The 17,968-nt window shown below is 72.1% G+C and carries 15 protein-coding genes and 1 pseudogene; 9 read left to right on the top strand and 7 right to left on the bottom strand.

The genetic code is table 11. From position 1 onward, the window contains the following. Positions 1-1,431: pseudogene (locus tag ACFC1R_RS32420) on the bottom strand (histidine kinase); the annotation flags it as partial. Positions 1,432-2,410: 979 nt separating this feature from the next. After that, positions 2,411-2,731, bottom strand: a complete 321-nt coding sequence (locus ACFC1R_RS32415) for a hypothetical protein (RefSeq protein ID WP_375944784.1) — start codon at positions 2,729-2,731, stop codon at positions 2,411-2,413. A 244-nt stretch (positions 2,732-2,975) separates the two neighbouring features. Here ACFC1R_RS32415 and ACFC1R_RS32410 point away from each other — a divergent pair, with 244 nt between their 5' ends. Continuing rightward, positions 2,976-4,925, top strand: a complete 1,950-nt coding sequence (locus ACFC1R_RS32410; RefSeq protein WP_375944782.1) for a glycoside hydrolase family 5 protein — start codon at positions 2,976-2,978, stop codon at positions 4,923-4,925. Positions 4,926-5,560: 635 nt separating this feature from the next. Continuing rightward, a complete protein-coding gene (locus ACFC1R_RS32405) occupies positions 5,561-5,692 on the top strand; it encodes a hypothetical protein (protein ID WP_375944780.1) in 132 nt (43 codons plus the stop codon). Positions 5,693-6,139: 447 nt separating this feature from the next. Here ACFC1R_RS32405 and ACFC1R_RS32400 read toward each other — a convergent pair whose 3' ends face one another. Beyond that, entirely contained in the window at positions 6,140-7,189 is a 1,050-nt protein-coding gene (locus ACFC1R_RS32400) for a PP2C family protein-serine/threonine phosphatase (protein WP_375944778.1), read from the bottom strand. Between the two features lie 432 nt (positions 7,190-7,621). Then, positions 7,622-9,034, bottom strand: coding sequence for a PLP-dependent aminotransferase family protein (locus ACFC1R_RS32395; protein ID WP_375944776.1), 1,413 nt, complete (start codon positions 9,032-9,034; stop codon positions 7,622-7,624). 48 nt (positions 9,035-9,082) lie between these two features. Between ACFC1R_RS32395 and ACFC1R_RS32390 the strand changes: the two genes are divergently transcribed. Beyond that, entirely contained in the window at positions 9,083-10,267 is a 1,185-nt protein-coding gene (locus ACFC1R_RS32390; RefSeq protein ID WP_375944774.1) for an MFS transporter, read from the top strand. Positions 10,268-10,460: 193 nt separating this feature from the next. Here the strand turns inward: ACFC1R_RS32390 and ACFC1R_RS32385 are convergent, their stop codons facing one another. Next, positions 10,461-11,732, bottom strand: a complete 1,272-nt coding sequence (locus ACFC1R_RS32385; protein ID WP_375944772.1) for a serine hydrolase domain-containing protein — start codon at positions 11,730-11,732, stop codon at positions 10,461-10,463. Positions 11,733-12,079: 347 nt separating this feature from the next. Here ACFC1R_RS32385 and ACFC1R_RS32380 point away from each other — a divergent pair, with 347 nt between their 5' ends. Beyond that, on the top strand, positions 12,080-12,838 hold the full coding sequence (locus tag ACFC1R_RS32380) for a YoaK family protein (protein ID WP_375944770.1): 759 nt from the start codon (positions 12,080-12,082) through the stop codon (positions 12,836-12,838). A gap of 299 nt (positions 12,839-13,137) precedes the next feature. Here the strand turns inward: ACFC1R_RS32380 and ACFC1R_RS32375 are convergent, their stop codons facing one another. Both ACFC1R_RS32375 and ACFC1R_RS32370 read right to left on the bottom strand, forming a co-directional pair. Next, positions 13,138-13,344 (bottom strand): DUF397 domain-containing protein, encoded by a 207-nt coding sequence (locus ACFC1R_RS32375; protein ID WP_375944769.1) that lies wholly within the window; start codon positions 13,342-13,344, stop codon positions 13,138-13,140. Beyond that, positions 13,334-14,173 carry a Scr1 family TA system antitoxin-like transcriptional regulator gene (locus ACFC1R_RS32370; protein WP_375944767.1) on the bottom strand — a complete coding sequence of 280 codons (840 nt, stop codon included), beginning with the start codon at positions 14,171-14,173 and terminating at the stop codon, positions 13,334-13,336. The genes ACFC1R_RS32375 and ACFC1R_RS32370 overlap by 11 nt, the downstream gene beginning before the upstream one ends. Before the next feature lie 624 nt (positions 14,174-14,797). Between ACFC1R_RS32370 and ACFC1R_RS32365 the strand changes: the two genes are divergently transcribed. The 5 genes from ACFC1R_RS32365 (at position 14,798) to tgmC (ending at position 17,802) form a co-directional block, all read left to right on the top strand. After that, positions 14,798-14,986, top strand: coding sequence for a hypothetical protein (locus tag ACFC1R_RS32365; RefSeq protein ID WP_375944765.1), 189 nt, complete (start codon positions 14,798-14,800; stop codon positions 14,984-14,986). Between the two features lie 2 nt (positions 14,987-14,988). Then, a complete protein-coding gene (locus ACFC1R_RS32360; protein WP_375944763.1) occupies positions 14,989-15,207 on the top strand; it encodes a hypothetical protein in 219 nt (72 codons plus the stop codon). 208 nt (positions 15,208-15,415) lie between these two features. Then, entirely contained in the window at positions 15,416-15,700 is a 285-nt protein-coding gene (tgmA, locus tag ACFC1R_RS32355; RefSeq protein ID WP_375944761.1) for a putative ATP-grasp-modified RiPP, read from the top strand. A gap of 1 nt (position 15,701) precedes the next feature. After that, a complete protein-coding gene (tgmB, locus tag ACFC1R_RS32350) occupies positions 15,702-16,670 on the top strand; it encodes an ATP-grasp ribosomal peptide maturase (RefSeq protein ID WP_375944759.1) in 969 nt (322 codons plus the stop codon). Then, positions 16,663-17,802, top strand: coding sequence for an ATP-grasp peptide maturase system methyltransferase (gene tgmC, locus ACFC1R_RS32345; protein WP_375944757.1), 1,140 nt, complete (start codon positions 16,663-16,665; stop codon positions 17,800-17,802). The genes tgmB and tgmC overlap by 8 nt, the downstream gene beginning before the upstream one ends. Positions 17,803-17,968: the final 166 nt, after the last annotated feature.

Below are 17,968 nucleotides of genomic sequence, written 5' to 3'. Positions count from 1 at the left end.
GGTGAGGTCGTCCTGGTCGAAGGGTTCGCTTTCGTGGGTGCGCCAGAAGTTCGCGATGCCCATGAGCACGCCGCGGGCCCGCAACGGAACGGTGACCAGGGAGTGGAACCCGTAGTCCAGCATCTCCTGCGTCCGCTCGGCGTCCTGCGTCTGCCAGCCGGCGGCGTCCCCCAGCACGGGGACGAGCACGGAGTTCCCGCTGACGAAGCCGACGGCCATCGGGGTGGGGCCCGCGAACGTCACCAGTTCACCGGCCGCGTACAGGGGGGAGCTGCCGGGAATGCCGCTGAGCGCCACCCGCCGCAGCTCCGCGGCCGCGCCGACCACCAGGGACCGCGGCTCGTCGCCGCGCAGGACCGGTTCGGCGAGGTCGACGGTGGCGTAGTCGCAGAACCGCGGGGTGGTCACCTCGGTGAGTTCCTCGGCGGTCCGCTGGACGTCGAGGGTGGTGCCGATGGACACGCTCGCGTCGTACAGCAGCCGCAGCCGGCCCTGGGCGACCTCGGCCTTCCCGGCCAGCGCGCGCAGCTCGGTCGAGTCGCGCAGCGTGGCCACGCTGCCGGCCGGGCCGCCCTGCAGGTCGGTGGGGCGGATGTTCACCGCCAGCAGCCGGTCGCCGAGCGGGACCACCTCGTCGCTGACCGCACGGCGGGAGAGCAGCAGATCGGCCGTCCGGGGCTCCAGGCCGAGCTCGGAGACCAGACGTCCCTCCGGCTCCGAGGAGAGCCCGAGCAGGCGGCGCGCCTCGTCGTTGGCGAGCAGCACCCGGCCCTCGCCGCCCATGATGACCACGCCCTCGCGGACCGCGTGCAGCACCGCGTCGTGGTGTTCGTACATCCGGGTCATCTCGGCCGGGCCCAACCCGTGGGTCTGCCGTCGCAGTCGTCTGCCGACCAGCGCGGTACCCGCCGTCGCCAGCGCCAGCGCGGCCGCACCGGCACCCAGGATGAACGGGAGCTGACGGTTGATCGCGCTGCTCACCCGGCTGACCTTGAGCCCGGCCGACACCAGGCCCACGACCGCACCGTGGTCGTCCGTCACCGGGACGACGACCTGGAGCTCCTGGCCGAGCGGGCCGTGCACGCTCTCGATGGTGGTGTGGCCCTGCAGAGACGGGCCGATGGTGCCGACGAAGCGCTTCCCGATCAGCTGCGGCTCGGGGTGCGTGTAGCGGATGCCGTCCCGGTTCATCACGACGATGAAGTCGACCCCGCCCTCCATCCGCGCGGCCTCGGTCAGCGGCTGGAGCACCGCACTGGGATTGGGGCCCTCGATCGTGGCCACCAGGCCGGGGCCGTGTGCGAACGCCTCCGCGGCGGCGAGCGACCGGTCCCGGGCCGCCTGGAACCGGTCGCTCCGGGACTGGACCAGCAGGGTGGCCACCGCCGCCACCACCAGCAGCAGCACGATCAACACCTGGAGGAGGATCATCTGACCGGCGACACTGCGGATGCTCGCCACCGACCGCAGGCGCCGTTTCGGCGGTTCCTGCGGAACGGACTGCGGCTGTTGCCGCTCACCGCGGTTGCCTGATCGACGCCAGGGCAGCCAGGAGGAGCGGCCCAGGAGTCGGGCCATACCCATGTCTAACCCGGCCCTGCCGCGAGCGACACACACCACGCTGTGGATCTCGCGCAACCACACCACGGGCTCTGCCCTCCGTGGACGATCGGTGAGAGCTCCTCCGGCACGGTCCCGCCGACGTCGTCCGGCTCGTCCGAGGTCCGCCGGGCAGCGGGATTTGGCGACCGACCCGGAGGCGGTCCGTCGGGCTTCTCGGCGTTCGTCCACGGACGATCGTTCAATGCGTTCAGCCTACGGCCGCGGAGGCCCGTACGCGGCAGATCGGAGCCCGCGGATCACGACCGGCCGTCCGGTCCCGGGCGGTCGGCTCTCCCGCTCGTGGGGGTGTCCGAGGGCTCCCCGGCAGCCGTTCCGGGGCCGGTGCCGACGTTCTTCGGAACGCGGGGCGTCCGGTGTCGGCGTTCTTCGGAGCACGGGGCGTCCGGTGCCCGGCGGGCGGCCGCCACGCCGTGGCCGGGTGCAGGGTGCTGCGGCCACGGAGCCGGTGCGCAGATCCCCGTCGGCACCGGAGGGCCGAGCGCCTCCGTCGGTTGCGCCGAACGGGTGTGCCACCTGCTCGACGACGAGCCCGAGGCCTGGCTGTCCCCTTGCTGCCTGCCTGTGCTGTCTGCCTGCGACACCCTGCACGCGCGGGGCGGCGCCAGCGCGTTGTCCGAGGGCGGTTGGGCGGGCCGCTTCCCGACGCCGGCCCGGCGGATCCGGGGCGGATGTCTTCGGCTCCTGCGCCGACCAGGCCTGTCCTGCTCCATTGACGGCGCCGAGAACCTGCTCCGGCGCGGCGGGCGGCGCAGTCGGCGGCCGCGCGGCGCACCGATCCGCCCGGGGGTCAGGAGGCCCGGCGTTCCCGGCCGAGGTGGGGCCGTGCGGCGAAGGGCAGCTCGGCCACCGGTGCCGGGGCGACGGCGCGGACCGCGCGCGGCGGAGCCGCCGGGACCGCCGCGGCGGTGGCGGCAGCCTGGGCGTCGCGGATCCAGCGGGTGAAGGCGTGGACGAATTCGGGGCCGAGCTGGGCGGCGTTCTGCAGTTGGTCCAGGTCGCCGCCGCGGATGGGGATACCGGCCTGGGTGAGCGCGGTCAGCAGCGGGTGGACGAGGGCCCGGTCGGCGCGAGCGGCGGACGGGCGGCAGAGTTGTTCGGGATCGTTCACACCTCGACCCAACCACCCCTGCGGCCGCAGGTCACGGAGTGGCGCCGCTTTGATACCAGGGTGGGACAATGTCCGGCTGGGGTCGCCGCCGCCCGGCTGTCCTGCCGCCCGGCTGCCCGCCCGGCTCCCCGGCGGATCGGCGGAAGTGACACCTTGTCAGGTACGTGTCCACGTGTGAGAATGCGGCATCCCACCGGCCGGTCGCCCTAGCCGGGGGTTCCCTCACACACCCCTCAGGACAACAATGAGAAAGCTCGTGTCCCGGGCCCTGGCGGCGTCCGCGGCCATGTCCGCACTCCTGGCCCCGGCCCCCGGCGCCGTCGCGGCCGAGCCGGGCCGAACACCCCCGGTGACGGCCGCTGCGGCGCCGAAGGCGCTGACCGGCCCTGAGCTCGCAGCCTCCTGGACGGGTCCGCTGAGCACCCGGGGCCGTTACGTCGTCGACGCCGGAGGCAACCGGTTCAAGCTGCAGGCGGGCAACTGGGAAGGCGCCCAGGGGACCTGGACGGGCAGCGGGGCCACCGGCGACCCGGCGAACAACCAGTCCGGCGAGCCGTCCTTCGACATACCGCTGGGACTCGACCGGGCGCCGATGTCCCGGATCCTCGCCGGGTTCCACTCGCTGGGGCTCAACAGCATCCGCCTGCCGTTCGCGGACGCCATGATCCAGGACACCACGAAGGTTCCCGACGCCGCCGTCGCCGCCAACCCGCAGTTGCGCGGCGACACCCCGTTGCAGGTGTACGACGCCGTCGTCGCGGCCCTGACGGCCGACGGGTTCGCGGTCGTCCTGAACAACCACACGACGAGCTACCGGTGGTGCTGCAGCCTCGACGGCAACGAACGGTGGAACAGCGGTCAGACCACGGCCCGGTGGGAGGCCGACTGGCTGTTCATGGCGAACCGGTACAAGGACAACAAGCGAGTGGTCGGCGCGGACCTGCGGAACGAGATCCGCCGTGACCTCACCGACGACCCCAACTGGGGCATGGGCGACAGCCACGACTGGTACCAGGCCTCCGAGGAGGCCGGAAACCGGATCCTGGCGGCCGACCCGGACCTGCTCGTCATCGTCGAGGGCATCAACTGGCAGGGCATCCCGCTCGCCGGCCTGCCACACGGCAGGCCCACGCTCACCCCCGTCGCCACCCTCTCCAACACCCTCATCGACTCGGGCAAGCTCGTCTACTCCGCCCACTTCTACGCCTACACCGGCCCGGCCAACAGCGGCGCGAGCGGGCTCGGCGCCACCAGCGACCCACGGTACGAGGACTTCACCCCGGAGCAGCTGCGCTCGGTCGTCGACCAGCAGGCGCTCTTCGTCACGCAGACCGGCCAGCACTTCACCGCACCGGTGTGGATCAGCGAGTTCGGCGCGGCCGGGCGAGGCGCGAGCGACACCAGAGAGCAGGCGTGGCTGGACAACTTCACCGACATCCTGATCGCGAACGACACCGACTTCGCCATCTGGCCACTGGTGGGCTGGCAGACCGGGGGAGTACCGCAGGACAGCTGGGCGCTGCTCGCCTACGACGGCGCGGGCCGCCAACTGAGCATCGAGGACCCGGGCGACTGGCGCGCCACGGACTTCAACCGCCTGGTCACCGCACCTTCGTACACGGGGCAGGTGCCGCAGTCCGCCCACTGGAACATGCTCGACCTCGACCACGCGGACAACGTCGCCTCCCGCCGGATGCTCGCCCAGCCGGACTGGAGCCCCGGCAACCGGAAGGGCAACTGCCCCGACGGACAGCGGCTCGTCGGGCTGGGCCGCGGCAGCAGCCGAGGCCTCTGCACCGACGCGGCGGAGCCGGTCGGCACGGGCACGGCCTGGGAGGCGGTCAGCGACGAGCGGTACGTCACCGACGGTGACTGGGCGTCCGGCTACAGCAAGCTGCAGTGCCCGCACGACAGCCTGGCCGTCGGTTACAGCGTCCGCGGCAACGCCATGGCCGCGCTGCTGTGCGCCCCCGTCGCGCAGCACCTGCCCACCAGCGGGCGGGCCGTCTGGTTCGACCGGGGCGACAACCGGCCGCCGGCCTCCACCGGCGCCGACTCGGCGGCCAGCGACTGGGCGCCCGGTTCCTACAAGGGCCAGTGCGCCGCCGACGAGTACGTCGCCGGTGTCGCGATGACCTGGGCCCGGCTCCAGGCCGGCCGGCCGGACGCCCTCCTGTGCCGCCCGCTGCGGTGACGTCCCCGTCACCCGGTGGCCTCGGTGAGGCTCCCCTGCCGGTGACCCGCGCGAGAGCGCGAACGCGCTGTCCGACCACGTGAAGGAGGCCCGGTAGCAGCCGGGCCTCTCGGTTCTCCGCCGTCGCGGAGCAATGTGTTCGGATCCGTAGATCCGCCGCTGTCAGCGGCTGGGGGCGCTCCGCCAATGCGGAGCGTACTTCTGTGGCACCGATAAGGTGCGGTGACTGGCTCGGCCGAGCCTCGCCAGTGTGGAAATACGCTGATCAGCTCCACCTCCAGTCTGCGCTTCGCCCGGCCCGTATGCCACCCCGCGCCGGCTCGTCTTCGGCAGGCCCGGTCGGCCCGGCAGGCCCGGCCGACCGGCGTCCCGGCAGTGGACGATCGGTGGCCGGTCCGTGGCCATGGGCAGGCAGGCCGGACGCCCGGGGCCAGCCGGTCCCCGCCAGGTCGCTACCCCCAGGAGTGAATCGGCCGGGGCTGCGGCTGACGTGCCGTCAGCTCCGGCAGACGGTCCATCAGCTGGACGCCTGTTCGGCCGGGCGGCGCGGTGCGAGCGGCAGCAGGGTGGAAACGGCCTGCTCCGGTTGCGCAGTCGCGATGCCCGGCGGCCGCGGCGGCAGTAGATTCCGCGCTATGACCAGCGAGAGCGCACAGCACGAGAGCGAGGTCTGCGAGGACCTCCTCGACGACATCGACGACCGGGAGAACCGCCTGGTGGTCTTCGGCTCGTACGACGACTACGAATTCGACTGGCGGCCGCGCTGATCCGGCCCGCCACACCCCTCCCGGCTGCGGTCCGCGAAGTCGGCCACGGCGGCCTGAGGCCGCCCGGCGACGGCGGGACGACGAGGCGTGGGTACGGCCTGCGGCAGACCCGCCCACCACCCGGCCGTGCTGAAGCCCCGGTCCGGGGCCGTTTCGGCGGCGTCAGCGGCCCTCGGCCGGGAGGGTGCGACGGGCGGAGCAGGGCTGCACAGGTCGGAGACGAGCGGGACGCAGGTGCTGCGCCGTCGGCTGGCCGGCACCGTCCTGGCCGGCTGCGACCGTGCACGTCGCCACCCCGGGCCCCGGACGTTCCGTCGTCCGGTGCCGCGTACCTCCCTGCGGGCGGCTCGTCGGTCCCCGGGGTGCTGGCCCGCGCCGCGTCGGCCCTCCCGATTCCTCCGGGCGTCCGCTTCCTCCGGGCGTCCGCCGAGCCGTGGCAGGCCCGGGTCAGGCCGGTGTGCGTTCGATGGCGATCAGGACGCCGTCGTCTCTCAAGGGGCCGCCGACGTAGGTCTGCAGGTCGCGGTGGGCGTTCTTCAGCAGGACCTCGGGACTGGACCCCGGCCAGGTGCCGAGCCGCTCCGCGAGCGGGTAGAAGACCCGGTCACGATTCCTGGCCTCGGTGATGCCGTCGGTGTAGAGCAGGAGCACGTCGCCGGGCTCGAAGGCGAAGGTGTCCGTCTCGTAGGTGAGGTCCGGCATCTCGCACATGCCCAGCGGCGGCGAGGGGCGGGAGGCGTGCAGCGTGGAGACCCGGTCGCCGCGCAGCAGCAGGGGCGGGGGGTGCCCGCAGTTGGTGATCCGGACGACGGGTTCCGCGTCCGGCACGTCGAGTACCAGGGCGGTGGCGAACCGCTCCCGCACGTGGCCGTCGGCGCCCGCGAGTTCCGACAGGTGGCGGCAGAAGCTGGCCTCCAGACCTGCGGCGAGGGCGGGCAGGCCGGTGTGGTGGTGGGCCAGCTCGCGGAAGGCACCGAGCAGCAGCGCGGCATCGCCGATGGCGGGCAGGCCCTTGCCCCGGACGTCCCCGATGATCAGACGGGTCCCGGTGGTGATGCGGGCGGCCGCGTAGAGGTCGCCGCCGACGCGCGCCTCGTCCTCGGCGGCCAGGTACAGCGCCGCCACCTGCAGCGGACCCAGGCGGTCCGGGAGCGGGCGCAGCAGGACCTGCTGCACGGCCTCCGCGACCGACCTGACCTGGGCGAGCTCCAGGCGGCTCCGTTCCCGTACCCGGCAGTAGAAGACGATCACGGCGGAGACCACCGTCAGGGCTGCGATCTGCGCCTCGTGGTTGGACGTCCCCAGGCCGCCGTGGAACACCCCGATCACGACCTGCGCGGCGACCGCCACGGCGCCGATCAGGGCGGTGAGCCGGGAACCCGCGAAGGACGCCGTGATCGCGGGAGCCACCACCAGCAGGGGGCCGAGGTGGATGTAGGGCGGCGAGGAGATGTCGACCACGGAGATCAGCACGATGAACGCAAGAGGGAGCAGCACGAGGAGGTGCCCCGTGCGCCACGACTTCCGCAGATCGCCCAGAGTTCGCCGTGTTCCCACGCCTCCCACTCTGCACCGTCCGCCCCCTCCCCACACCCGGCCGTACGCCGGAGTGACCGCCGTCGGACCCCGCGTGACCGAGCGGCCGAGCGGCCGGAGTCGCCGCGGGGCCCTCGGCGGGCCGACCACCGGGGCGTGGCGGTCAGTGACCGTGGCCCCTGTACGGGAAAGGGGACCGGCGCCGGGTGGGACGGGGTGTGCGGCTCCCGGGGGGCCGGGACGGTGGGCGGCCGTGGGGGACAGCGGCCCCGGGGCCGGACACCGGGGTTCTCAGGCGTCCACGCCGTCGTACCGGGCGGGGAAGCCGATCACGTCCGTCGAGCGCGTCCGCCGAGCGCGGCAGCGGTCGGTTGCCGTCGCGTGTCCGGGGGCTCACCGGGCCCTGAGCAGGTCGCCGACCGCGGCGATGCCCGCGGTGACGGCGTGCTCGCCGACGTTGCCGAACCCCAGGACCAGCTGCGCCGGTGCGGCCGAGTGCGCCGAGCGGCACGTGCTCATTCCGTAGAGGCCGACCGAGCGGGCCCGGGCAGCGGTGACGACGGCCTGTTCGTCGGCCGATGCGCCGAGCTGCGCGACGGCGTGGAAGCCGGCCGCGAGGCCGGTCACCCCGACGTCGGGAGCGTGTTCGGCGAGTGCGGCCACCAGGGCGGTGCGCCGGGCCGCGTAGGTGGCCCGGGCCCGGCGCAGGTGCCGGTCGAAGCGGCCGGACTCGATCATCCTCGCGAGGGCGAGCTGGTCCAGGGTGGGTGAACTCCGGTCGCTCAGCCGCTTGTTCTCGATGATCTGCCCGGCGAGTGCGGGCGGGCAGAGCAGCCACCCGATGCGCAGCGCAGGTGCGAGGGACTTGCTGACGGTGCCGATGGCGATCACGCGGTCCGCCGCGAGCCCCTGGAGCGCGCCCACCGGCTCCCGGTCGTAGCGGAACTCGGCGTCGTAGTCGTCCTCGATGACGTACGCGTCCCGGCGCACCGCCCATTCGATCAGCGCCAGCCGCCGCTCGGGGGACAGTGCCACGCCGGTCGGCCACTGGTGCGCGGGTGTGACGACGACCGCACGGGCGTCGGTCGCATCGAGCGCCTTGACGTCGAGGCCCTGTTCGTCGAGCGGTACGGGGATCGCCGACAGGCCCGCCCAGGCTGCCGTCGAGGAGGTCGTGGCGGGCGAGCCGGGATCCTCGTACGCCACCGTGTGCACCCCGGTGCGGGCCAGTGCGCGCAGGGCCAGGCCGAGGCCCTGGGCGTAGCCGGAGCAGATCACGATCCGCGCCGGATCCGCTGCGGCGGCGCGGACCCGCCGCAGGTAGCCGGCCACGACCTCGCGCAGGACGGAACTGCCGCGCGGGTCACCGTAGTCGAGTGCCGACGTCGGCATGGTCCGGGCGGCCTCGCGCGTCGCCCACAGCCAGTCGGCGAGCGGGAAGCCGTTCAGGTCGGGGACGCCCCAGCGGAAGTCGGCCACCATGCGCGGACTCGCCGCCGGAGGAGGGCCGGGAGCGGGGGTCGGCGGTGCGCAGGCACCGGCCGCCACCCGGGTGGCGGAGCCGACGCGTGCCACGAGGTATCCCTCGGCGTGGAGTTGGGCGTAGCAGTCCTGCACCAGCCCCCGTGAGAGCCCGAGCCGGCGGGCGAGTTCGCGGGACGACGGAAGCCGCTCGCCGACCTGCAGCCGCCCGGTCCGGATCGCCGTGCGGATCTGGCGCTCCAGCTGCGACCGGAGCGGCTCGGCGCCGGTCCGGTCGATGACCAGCAACAGCTCCGGTGACAGACCGGACCACTCCAGAGGCATGGAAATGGAGCTTACCGGCGATCCACTCGGCACCTTAGCGTCCATCACATGACCACAACGACGAACTCCCAGGCCCCCGCGGCCGGTGGGCGGCCGCCACTGGTGACCCGGCCGCTGCTGCTGCGCTTCGTGTCCGTCATCGGCGCCTCGGCCAGCTTCTACCTCCTGCTGTCGGTCGTTCCCCTCTACGCCAGGGCGTCGGGCGGCGGCAACGCGGCCGGACCGGCCACCGGAGCGCTGATGCTGGCCACGGTCGTCGGCGAGCTGGCCACGCCCCGGTTCGTCACGCGGTTCGGCTACCGCCGCACGCTGGTGGCGGGGTTGGTCCTGCTCGGCGCACCCGCACTGGTACTGACCGCCTCCGGCGGCACGGTGTGGATCGTGGCAGTCTGCCTGGTACGCGGCCTGGGCTTCGCGCTCACGATCGTCGCCGGTGGAGCCCTGACGGCCGCGCTGATCCCGGCCGAGCGCCGTGGGGAGGGACTGGCGCTGGTCGGTGTCGTGTCCGGGGTGCCGTCGCTGGTGGCGCTGCCGCTGGGCGTGTGGCTGGTCGCGCACGTCGGGTACGCGCCGGTCGCCGTGGTTGCGGCGGTGGCCGCGCTGGCCGCGATCGTCGCGGTGCCGGGACTGCCCGATCGGGAGCCGGTGTCCGGGCGGCCGGTCGGCGTGGTCGCCGGGCTCCGTACGCCCGATCTCGCCCGGCCCGCCGCCGTGTTCGGGGCCACCGCGTTGGCAGCCGGGATCATCGTCACCTTCCTCCCGCTCGCCGTCCCCTCGACCTCCGTCGGAGTCGTTGCGTCGGCCCTGTTCGTCCAGCCCGCGGCGGCCACCGCGGCGCGCTGGGCCGCCGGCCGGTACGGCGACCGGCACGGGCCGTCCGGGCTGGTCCTTCCCGGACTGCTCGTCGCGGCCGCGGGAGTGCTCCTGGTGGCGCTGACCGGCAGTCCGACAGCGGTGGTGGCGGGCGTGGCCCTGTTCGGCACCGGCTTCGGGGCGGCCCAGAACGCCACCCTGTCCCTGATGTACGCGCGGGTGCCGTCCTCCGGTTACGGCACCGTCAGCGCCCTGTGGAACTTCGCCTACGACGCGGGCATGGGCGTCGGTGCCGTCGGCTTCGGGGCACTCGCCGGCCGGACCGGCTACCCATTGGCCTTCGCCCTCACCGCTGTGGCGATGCTCACCGCGATCGTCCCCGCCCGGCGCGACCGCCGGCACGGCCACGCCACGCCGTGACCGTCCGGCCGTCCCGACGGAAGCGGAGATCGCCGTCTCCGCTCGCCGTCTCCGCTCGCCGGCCGCCCGGACGGTGGCCGGCGCCAGGTGGCTGCCGTCCGGTGGCGCCGGCCGGACCGGCCCGGAAGCCGGACTCCCGCCCTGGGGTGACGGCCTGTCCGCCGTCCGGGCGGTGCCCCCGTACTCGGCGTCCTCAGCGGGCGGTGGTCGCGGCCCGGGGCGGGGTGAGCAGCGCGGCGATCAGGCGGTTGGCGACGGCGGGGGAGCCGCCGTTGTCGGCGGTGGAGGTGCCGACGGCGTAGACGGTGCGCAGCGTCAGGTCGCGGGTGGCGAAGACGCCGCTGGCATAGCCGAGATCGTGCCCGGTCTTGCCCCACAGGACGGTGCCGTCGGGCAGTGAGACGTTCTTCAGACCGGCGCCGTAGCAGGCCGTGCCCTTGGCGGGGCCGGTGTCGCAGTCGCTGCCGTCCTTGTAGTGGAGGGGGTTGCCCGCGCTGTCGCGGGGGAGCGCGAACATCTCGTTCAGCTGCTCGGGGGCGAGCAGCCGGCCGCTGAACAGGGCGCCGATGAAGCGGTCGAGGTCGGGGGCGGTGGAGATGACGGCGGTGGTGTCGTCGCCCTGTTCGCTGACGTCCACGGGTCGGCCGGTGGAGTCGGTGACGTAGCCGTGCAGGGTCGGCCGGGGCATCCAGGTGTCGCCCTCGGGGACGGAGGTGTGGTCCAGGTGGAGCGGTTGGAGCACCCGGGTGGTCACCTCGTGGCCGAAGGAGTGTCCGGTCACCTGCTCGATGATCTTGGCGGCGACGCGGTAGCCGAGTGAGCTGTACTCCTGTTCGGTGCCCGGGGTGAAGTGCAGGGCCGGGGCCGAGCCGTCCGCCGGGTGCAGGCTGGACCGGATGACGTCGTCGAGGGTGAAGTAGTCGAGGCGTTCGCTGATCAGCTGGTCGGCGGTGGGGTTGGGGATGCCCGCCTGCATGTCCGGCAGGCCGCTGGTGTGGTTGAGCAACTGCCTTACGGTGATGGGCTGGTAGCTCTCGGGCAGGAGGCCGGGGAGATAGTGCTGGACGGTCTGGTCGAGGTCGATCTTCCCCTCGGCGGACAGTTGCAGGACCACCGTGGCCTCGAAGGTCTTGGAGATGCTGCCGACGTGGAAGTGCGCGTCCGGTGAGATCGCCCGGCCGGTGAAGGCATCCGGGGAACTGCCCCGCCAGACCTGGCCCGGGGTGCTGACCCGGGCCAGCTGGCCGCCCGCCCTGTCGCCGGGCTGCAGGCCGATCGCCGCGTCGAGGGCCGCGGTGTTGAGCCCGGAGGCGCCGATCGGCGCTGCGCTCCGCGCGGTGGCGGCCGGCCCGGGGCGGGTGCTGCTCGCGGGGGCGCCCGCGGCCACGGCCGGTGCGGCGGTGGTGGCCGCCAGGGCGGCGGCGGCCAGGGCCAACGGGGTCAGGCGTCGCGGGAAGGCGTTCATCGGTCAACTCCGGGTGAATCACATCGGGCGGCCGGTCGAACGCCCTCGGACATGGTGTCGGCCGGTCGGCGGACGGCACATCAGGAACCACCCCGGCTTCGACCCCTGGCCGACCCTGACGTGTGATCAGGGACGCCCCGGGCCGGGGATCAGGGTGTCCCGGCCGGGTGCCGGGTTCACGCCGGTCGCCCGGCCGGGACCTCGGCGGACCTGCTCCGGGACCGCCCGGAGCCCGGTGCGCTCCGCAGCGGCCCGGGTCCGGAGCCCGGAGGGCGCGGCGCGGGGCGGGCGCGCCGAGGGGTGGCGCCTGTGGGACGTTCGTCCGCTCCTCGTGGTCGAATCGGGGAGTGCCCACGCCCTCGCGGGTCGAGATCCGGATCACCGTGGTCCTCACCGTCCTGACGGTGACGAGCGGTGTGATCGACGCGCTCAGCTTCCTCGGGCTCGGACACGCCTTCGCGGCGCTGGCCACGGGCAATCTGCTACTGCTCGCCTTCGGCATCGCCGGGGCGCAGGGACTGCCCGTGGCCCGGCCCGCGGTGGCGCTGGCGGGCTTCCTGCTGGGGGCGGCGGGGGCGCAGGTCCTGGTCGGTCACCGGCTGGCGCGTGGGCGGCGGTGGTTCATGGCGGCGCTGCTGCTGGAGTCCGCGACGATCTGTGCGGCCGGGCTGTACACCATCGCCACCGCGGGCGCGGCCGTCCCGCAGGGGTGGCACGCCACCGTTGTCTTCGTCCTCCTCACCGCCGCCATGGGGTGGCGGAGCCGGGTCGTCTTCGAGGCCCGCATCCCGGACATGCCGACCACGCTCGCCCAGACCACCCTCGTCAAGATGATCACGGATATCGCCTTTCTCCACGGGGCCGCCGCGGCACCGGGCCTGACGAAGGCGCAGCGGCTGGCGACCGTCCTGGGGATGTTCGTCGGGGGAGTGGTCGGGGCGGCGGCGCTGCCGTACGGCCTCGGGGCGGTACTGCTCGCGGTTGCGGGCTGCATCGCCCTGGTGGCGCTGGCGTACTCCCGTCATCCCCACCTGCGTTCCCCGGCGGCTGCTCCGCGGAGCGTCGGAGGAAACCCTCCGGGTCGCCCTGACGACCGGTCTGCCTGACGTCGTCCACTCCGCGGTCGCGCTCGTCCGCAGCCGTCCGGAGCGCAGGATGCCGCTCGTCCTGCCGGCCCGTGAACCTCTCCAGGGGTGATTCGAGTGCGACGACTGCCGGGCGCCCGTGGGCGTTCCGAGGTTGTGCCCGGCCTGCGCCGGTACCGCGACGAACCCTGACGTCGACTGGGCTGTGAGGGCCGCCCCGCGGGGTGCCGCGCGGGTCCGTGCGGAGATGCGGGCGGTGAAAGGCTGAGACCCCGCCAAGCGGTGCTGACGGGGTCTCTTGGAAGCGGTACAGCTGGCTGTCAGGCGTCGCCGAAGTCTCCGTCAATGACGGCTGTGACGAACGCCTTCCAGGCGCCGGGGGAGAAGACCAGGGCCGGGCCGTCGGGGTCTTTGGAATCGCGAACAGGCATGGCACCCTCGTAGCCGTCGGCGACCTCCACACAGCCGTTCTGTCCGCCGCTGTATGTACTCTTCCGCCAGGCAGCGTTGGTCAGGTCAACGTCCATCTTCCAATTCCTCCCGTACGCGGCGGATCATCGCCACGGATGCGGCCTGGTTCAGCGCTTCAATCTGAAGCCGATCGTAGTCCCTGACGAGCGGAGCGACCGACTCCGCGGCCCTGTCCAGGTACCCGCGTTGCTCGGTCTCGGTGTACCCGAGCACCTTGCGGTCCGGCATCGTGAGCAGCGTCACGGGGTAGCTGTACGGCCGGTCTTCGCCCAAGGAGTACGGCGCCAACTGAATGACCACGCTTGGCTGCTTGGCCAGGTGTTCAAGATGTTGGAGTTGCGCCACCATCACATCCGGGCCTCCGATCGGTCGCCGTAGGCAACTCTCATCCAGGACCGCGTGGACGAGAGGCGGGGGAGTGCGCTCAAGGCTCTGCTGTCGAGCTATCAAAAAGCTGACGCGTTCGTCAGCCTCCTTCTGGTTGGCGCTGCCTCGTCGAACGTTCCCGGACTCCCATGCGGTGGCGTACTCCGTGGCCTGCAACAGCCCGGGGACGACGCCGATGGCGAAGAGTCGGATCTCTGCAGCCTGAGCCTCGTAGCCGGCGAACTCCGGAAACCCTTCCAGGAGAGCCGTGTTCTTGTGCTGCCACCACATCAGATTCAAGGTTCCGCCCGTCTCCAAGTGCTTGTCGGCCAGACGGGCGAACTTTGCGCTAGGCGGGCGTGTAGCAAGTTCAACGTACGAGACGTACGAGGGGTTACATCCAACCAGCTTGGCGAGCTGAGCTTGCGTGAGCTTGGCAGCCTCGCGCGACCTGCGAAGTTGCACCCCAAAGGGTGCCCACTCCGATGATGTCGGATCAAGATCCTTGATGTTGACCACAGTTGCTCCAACTTGCGCTGCTCTGATGTCAAGTCGAGATTCGCTTCCGATCGTAGCGCCGTAGCGCCACGCTGTAACCACGGAACGTGAGGAGCGAGAACGCCTCCCCGTCTGATCGGAGTACTCCCATGCCTGTCGCCGTCCGCCCGCCTTCGAGGACGTCACTGGTCACGCAGATGACCGAGGGTCCACGGCGGGACGCGGCCGTGGCGGTTGACAACCTGGCGGATGCTCTGGCACTTGCGGGGATTGTGCTTCCGTCCGTTGCCGTCGACTGGCAGACCGCCCGGGGCTCCGGCCCCGTCCTGGTAGAACTCGGCAGGGCTCGGCCCGATGTGGTTGAGCAACTCGCGGAGGTCATAAGGCGCGGAGTTGAAGCGCAGCTGACGGAGTCGGGTGCCGCGGGCAGATGACTGAGGAAGGTTCGCTGCCGTGCGGCAGACAAGATTACGGCAGTCAGGTCGAGTTGAGCGCGGCGGACGGGAGTGGTGTTCGTCAGTGGCGTTGCCCCGGCTGTGGGTCCTTCGGCTGGACGCTCCCGCCGGAGTATGCGGCTGCGCACCCGGAGGGGGAGTTCCTCCAGCGGGTTGGCTGCCTCAGGAAGACCAGGAGGAAGGTGCAGGCGTGAGTGCCGAGTTGGAGCCCGTGGATCCCTATGAGTGGCTCAAGGGGCATGGATGGCCGCTGACTTCGTGCAGTCAGCCCGTCGGCGACTGGGACGACGAGGAACAGGCGGGCCCGCAGTACCTGGGGAGCGGCGATCTCCTGCGCCAGGGGAGCCCGGCGGACCGGGATCGGCCGGCGGAGCAGTGAACGTGAACGAGAGGCCGTGCCTGGCCCTGCGGTTCGCCGCCATCATCCTGGCGATCAGCGCCACGGGCGGAGTCGTCAGGGAAGTGCGCTGGCTGGAGGCCGCCGAGCTGGACGACCTCTGCGTACCGAACGAAGCCCGCCGGATCCGCGCGGCGCTCGCCCGTCTCGCCGACTCGTCCGCGCCCGTCTACCACGTCGAGGGCTACGCCTTCGCGGCCTGACGATGACCACTGAACTCCCGTACCGGTCTTGACGCATGGGACCGGGCGGGTGCTACGGCGGGCCCTTCTCGGGTCGTACCCGCCGTGGCGGGCCGGTACAGGGATTAGGGCCCCCCTGGGACCGGCCGCTGTCCCGACCGGTCGCGCTCTGCTGACGGCTGGTCGGGACAGGCCGTAACTTTGGCCCGACTACAGGAAGGAAGCGGTAATGAGCACTGCTGCACCTCCGTGGGGTACCACCCGAATGGGGCCGTTCGTTGAGTCCGGTCCCGTGCCCGCGATCACGGCGGTCATCGACCCCGGAACGCAGGTCGCCGTGTACTACGACGACCAGGGGCGCGAGATCGAGATGGGGGCGCACGGAACGAGCACTAACACCAGTACCCCGACCACCACCGGTGGCGGTGGCGGTGACGGGCAGAGCGGTGGCCAGGCGCAGCCCAGCGACATGGACAGCATGCCCGCGAACGACCAGGACCAGGGCACCGGCTGACATGAGCGACGATCGACCCGGGGCCGTACTGGTCCTGACCAACTCGTTCGACGTCACGGCGGACGTGGTTCTTCGCATCCTCGCTGAGCGTCGGGTCCCGGTAGTGCGCGTAGACCCCGGTGCCGATCTCTACAACGGCGCCTCGCTGACCGCCAGGTTCGGAACCGGTGGTCAGCGAGGCGCACTTGTGACACCGAGCCGCGCGCTTGACCTGGAGCACGTCCGATCGGTCTGGTGGCGCCGGCCCACGGCCTACAGCGGACCGGCTGAGTTGGACGGCCAAGACGCCAAGTTCGCTGGCTCACAGATGTTTTGGGGAGTCGGCGGCATCTTCGCCTCGCTCCCCGGAGCCCACTACGTCAATCACCCGTGGCAGATCAGGAACGGTGAGTACAAGCCCGCGCAGCTCGCTGCCGCGCTGCGGGCCGGGTTCCTTGTGCCCGAGACTGTCATCACCATGGACCCCGCCGAGGCCCGGCAGTTCTGCACCGAGCGGCCCGCCGTGTACAAGCCGCTGTGGAACACCCCGTACCGCAACGCGGACGACAAGGCGCAGCAGGTCTGGGTTCGGGACGTCGATCCGGCTGACATCACCGACGCCGTGTCCGCCTGCCCTCACCTGTTTCAGGCGAAGGTCGAGAAGTCGTTCGACGTACGGCTGACGGCTGTGGGTACGAAGCTGTTCGCCGCCCGGATCACAAGCCCGGAACTCGACTGGCGCAGAAGGCAGGACCTGCTCAGCTACGAGCCGATCAGCGTCCCGGACGAAGTGGCCGCCTCCGTGGCCGGCTACCTCACGGAGATGGGACTCGTCTTCGGCGCGTTCGACTTCGCCGTTGACGCAGCAGGTGCCTGGCACTTCCTTGAGTGCAACCCCAGCGGCCAATGGGCCTGGTTCCCTCCCGGGATCACCATGCCCATCGCCCGTGCAATCGCTGATGAACTCCAGAAAGGAACTTCCTGTGAGTGACGCCATCGCCCTGCGGGCGGCCCTGGTCCGACAGCTCGTTGACGACGGCACCCTGACTGACCCAGCGTGGCGAGCTGCCGCAGAGGCCGTGCCGCGCGAGGCGTTCGTCAGCGCGTACTTCCGTGAGGTTCCCGGCTCGTTCCCCACGGCCTACGAAGCGGTCAGCGAGGGCGGTGACGGCTGGCTGGAGACGGTCTACAGCAACGAGACGCTGATCACCCAGCTGGGCGGCGAGCTGCTGCCCAGCGATGCCAAGGGGCCTGTCGTCGGCTCGCCCTCGTCCTCGTCCACTCTGCCGTCCCTCGTCCTCAGGATGTGGCACCGGCTCGACGTCGAGGACGGTCACCGCGTCCTTGAAATCGGTACCGGCACCGGGTACTCGACGGCTCTGGGGGCGCAGCGTCTCGGCTCCGAGAACGTCGTCAGCATCGAGGTTGACCCGGGCATTGCGGAGCGAGCCAAGCGCGCTGTCAGCAGGGCCGGATTCAGTCCGACGCTGGTTGTCGGTGATGGCCTCATGGGCCACGGGGACGGCGCACCCTACGATCGACTGATCGCCACGTGTTCGGTCCGCCACGTGCCCATGCCGTGGTTGTACCAGGTGAACCCGGGTGGCAAGATCCTGGTCACGCTGACCGGTTGGAGTTTCCGGTTCGGTCTGGCGCTGCTGACCGTGACCGAGCCCGGACGTGCCACCGGGCGGTTCCTGCCCGGGTACACGAGTTTCATGGTAGCCCGCCCGCACGACCGGCCGCCCCGTCAGAGCCTCTGGCCCATGCCCGGCGAGGAACGCCCGACGCGGATCGACCCGGCGCTGATCAACGACTGGACCGGTGGATGGGTGGCCCAGCTCGCCGCGCCGTCCGCCGAGCAGATCGGGGCAGCCGGCCAGCAGATCCTCTCGGACGTGGCCACCGGTTCGCAGGCCCGGACCATGCCGCACCCCGACGGCGGATGGACCGTGGTCCAACGCGGCCCGCTGCGCCTCTGGGACCAGGTGGAGTGCGCGGTGGAGGCGTGGCAGGCGGCGGGTTCCCCGCACCAGGAAGGCTTTGGCATCACGATCACCGAAGCAGGACAGCGGGTCTGGATCGGAGCGGAAGCCGGGCCCGGCTGGAACCTGCCCATCTGATCCGGTGGCCCGTGTCGCCCCGCCCCGTCGACGAGAGACCGGCGGGGCGGGGCTCTGTGCTGGTCAGAGCCGGTGTCGGTCAAGTGCGAGTCAGGTCGACTCGCGGTCGCGGGCTGCATCGCCCTGGTGGCGCTGGCGTACTCCCGTCATCCCCACCTGCGGTCCC

This window comes from Kitasatospora sp. NPDC056138 (assembly GCF_042264695.1).
Classification (GTDB): domain Bacteria; phylum Actinomycetota; class Actinomycetes; order Streptomycetales; family Streptomycetaceae; genus Kitasatospora.
The sequence above is the reverse complement of the archived record's forward strand: the minus strand, read 5'-3'. Positions and strand labels throughout refer to the sequence as shown.

Bases quoted from the DNA above. Each gene is read 5' to 3' on its own strand.
- tgmA (WP_375944761.1), top strand. From the start codon at position 15,416: ATGAGCACTGCTGCACCTCCGTGGGGTACCACCCGAATGGGGCCGTTC.
- tgmB (WP_375944759.1), top strand. From the start codon at position 15,702: ATGAGCGACGATCGACCCGGGGCCGTACTGGTCCTGACCAACTCGTTC.
- ACFC1R_RS32405 (WP_375944780.1), top strand. From the start codon at position 5,561: ATGACCAGCGAGAGCGCACAGCACGAGAGCGAGGTCTGCGAGGACCTC.
- ACFC1R_RS32390 (WP_375944774.1), top strand. From the start codon at position 9,083: ATGACCACAACGACGAACTCCCAGGCCCCCGCGGCCGGTGGGCGGCCG.
- ACFC1R_RS32385 (WP_375944772.1), bottom strand. From the start codon at position 11,732: ATGAACGCCTTCCCGCGACGCCTGACCCCGTTGGCCCTGGCCGCCGCC.
- ACFC1R_RS32375 (WP_375944769.1), bottom strand. From the start codon at position 13,344: ATGGACGTTGACCTGACCAACGCTGCCTGGCGGAAGAGTACATACAGC.
- ACFC1R_RS32410 (WP_375944782.1), top strand. From the start codon at position 2,976: ATGAGAAAGCTCGTGTCCCGGGCCCTGGCGGCGTCCGCGGCCATGTCC.
- ACFC1R_RS32395 (WP_375944776.1), bottom strand. From the start codon at position 9,034: ATGCCTCTGGAGTGGTCCGGTCTGTCACCGGAGCTGTTGCTGGTCATC.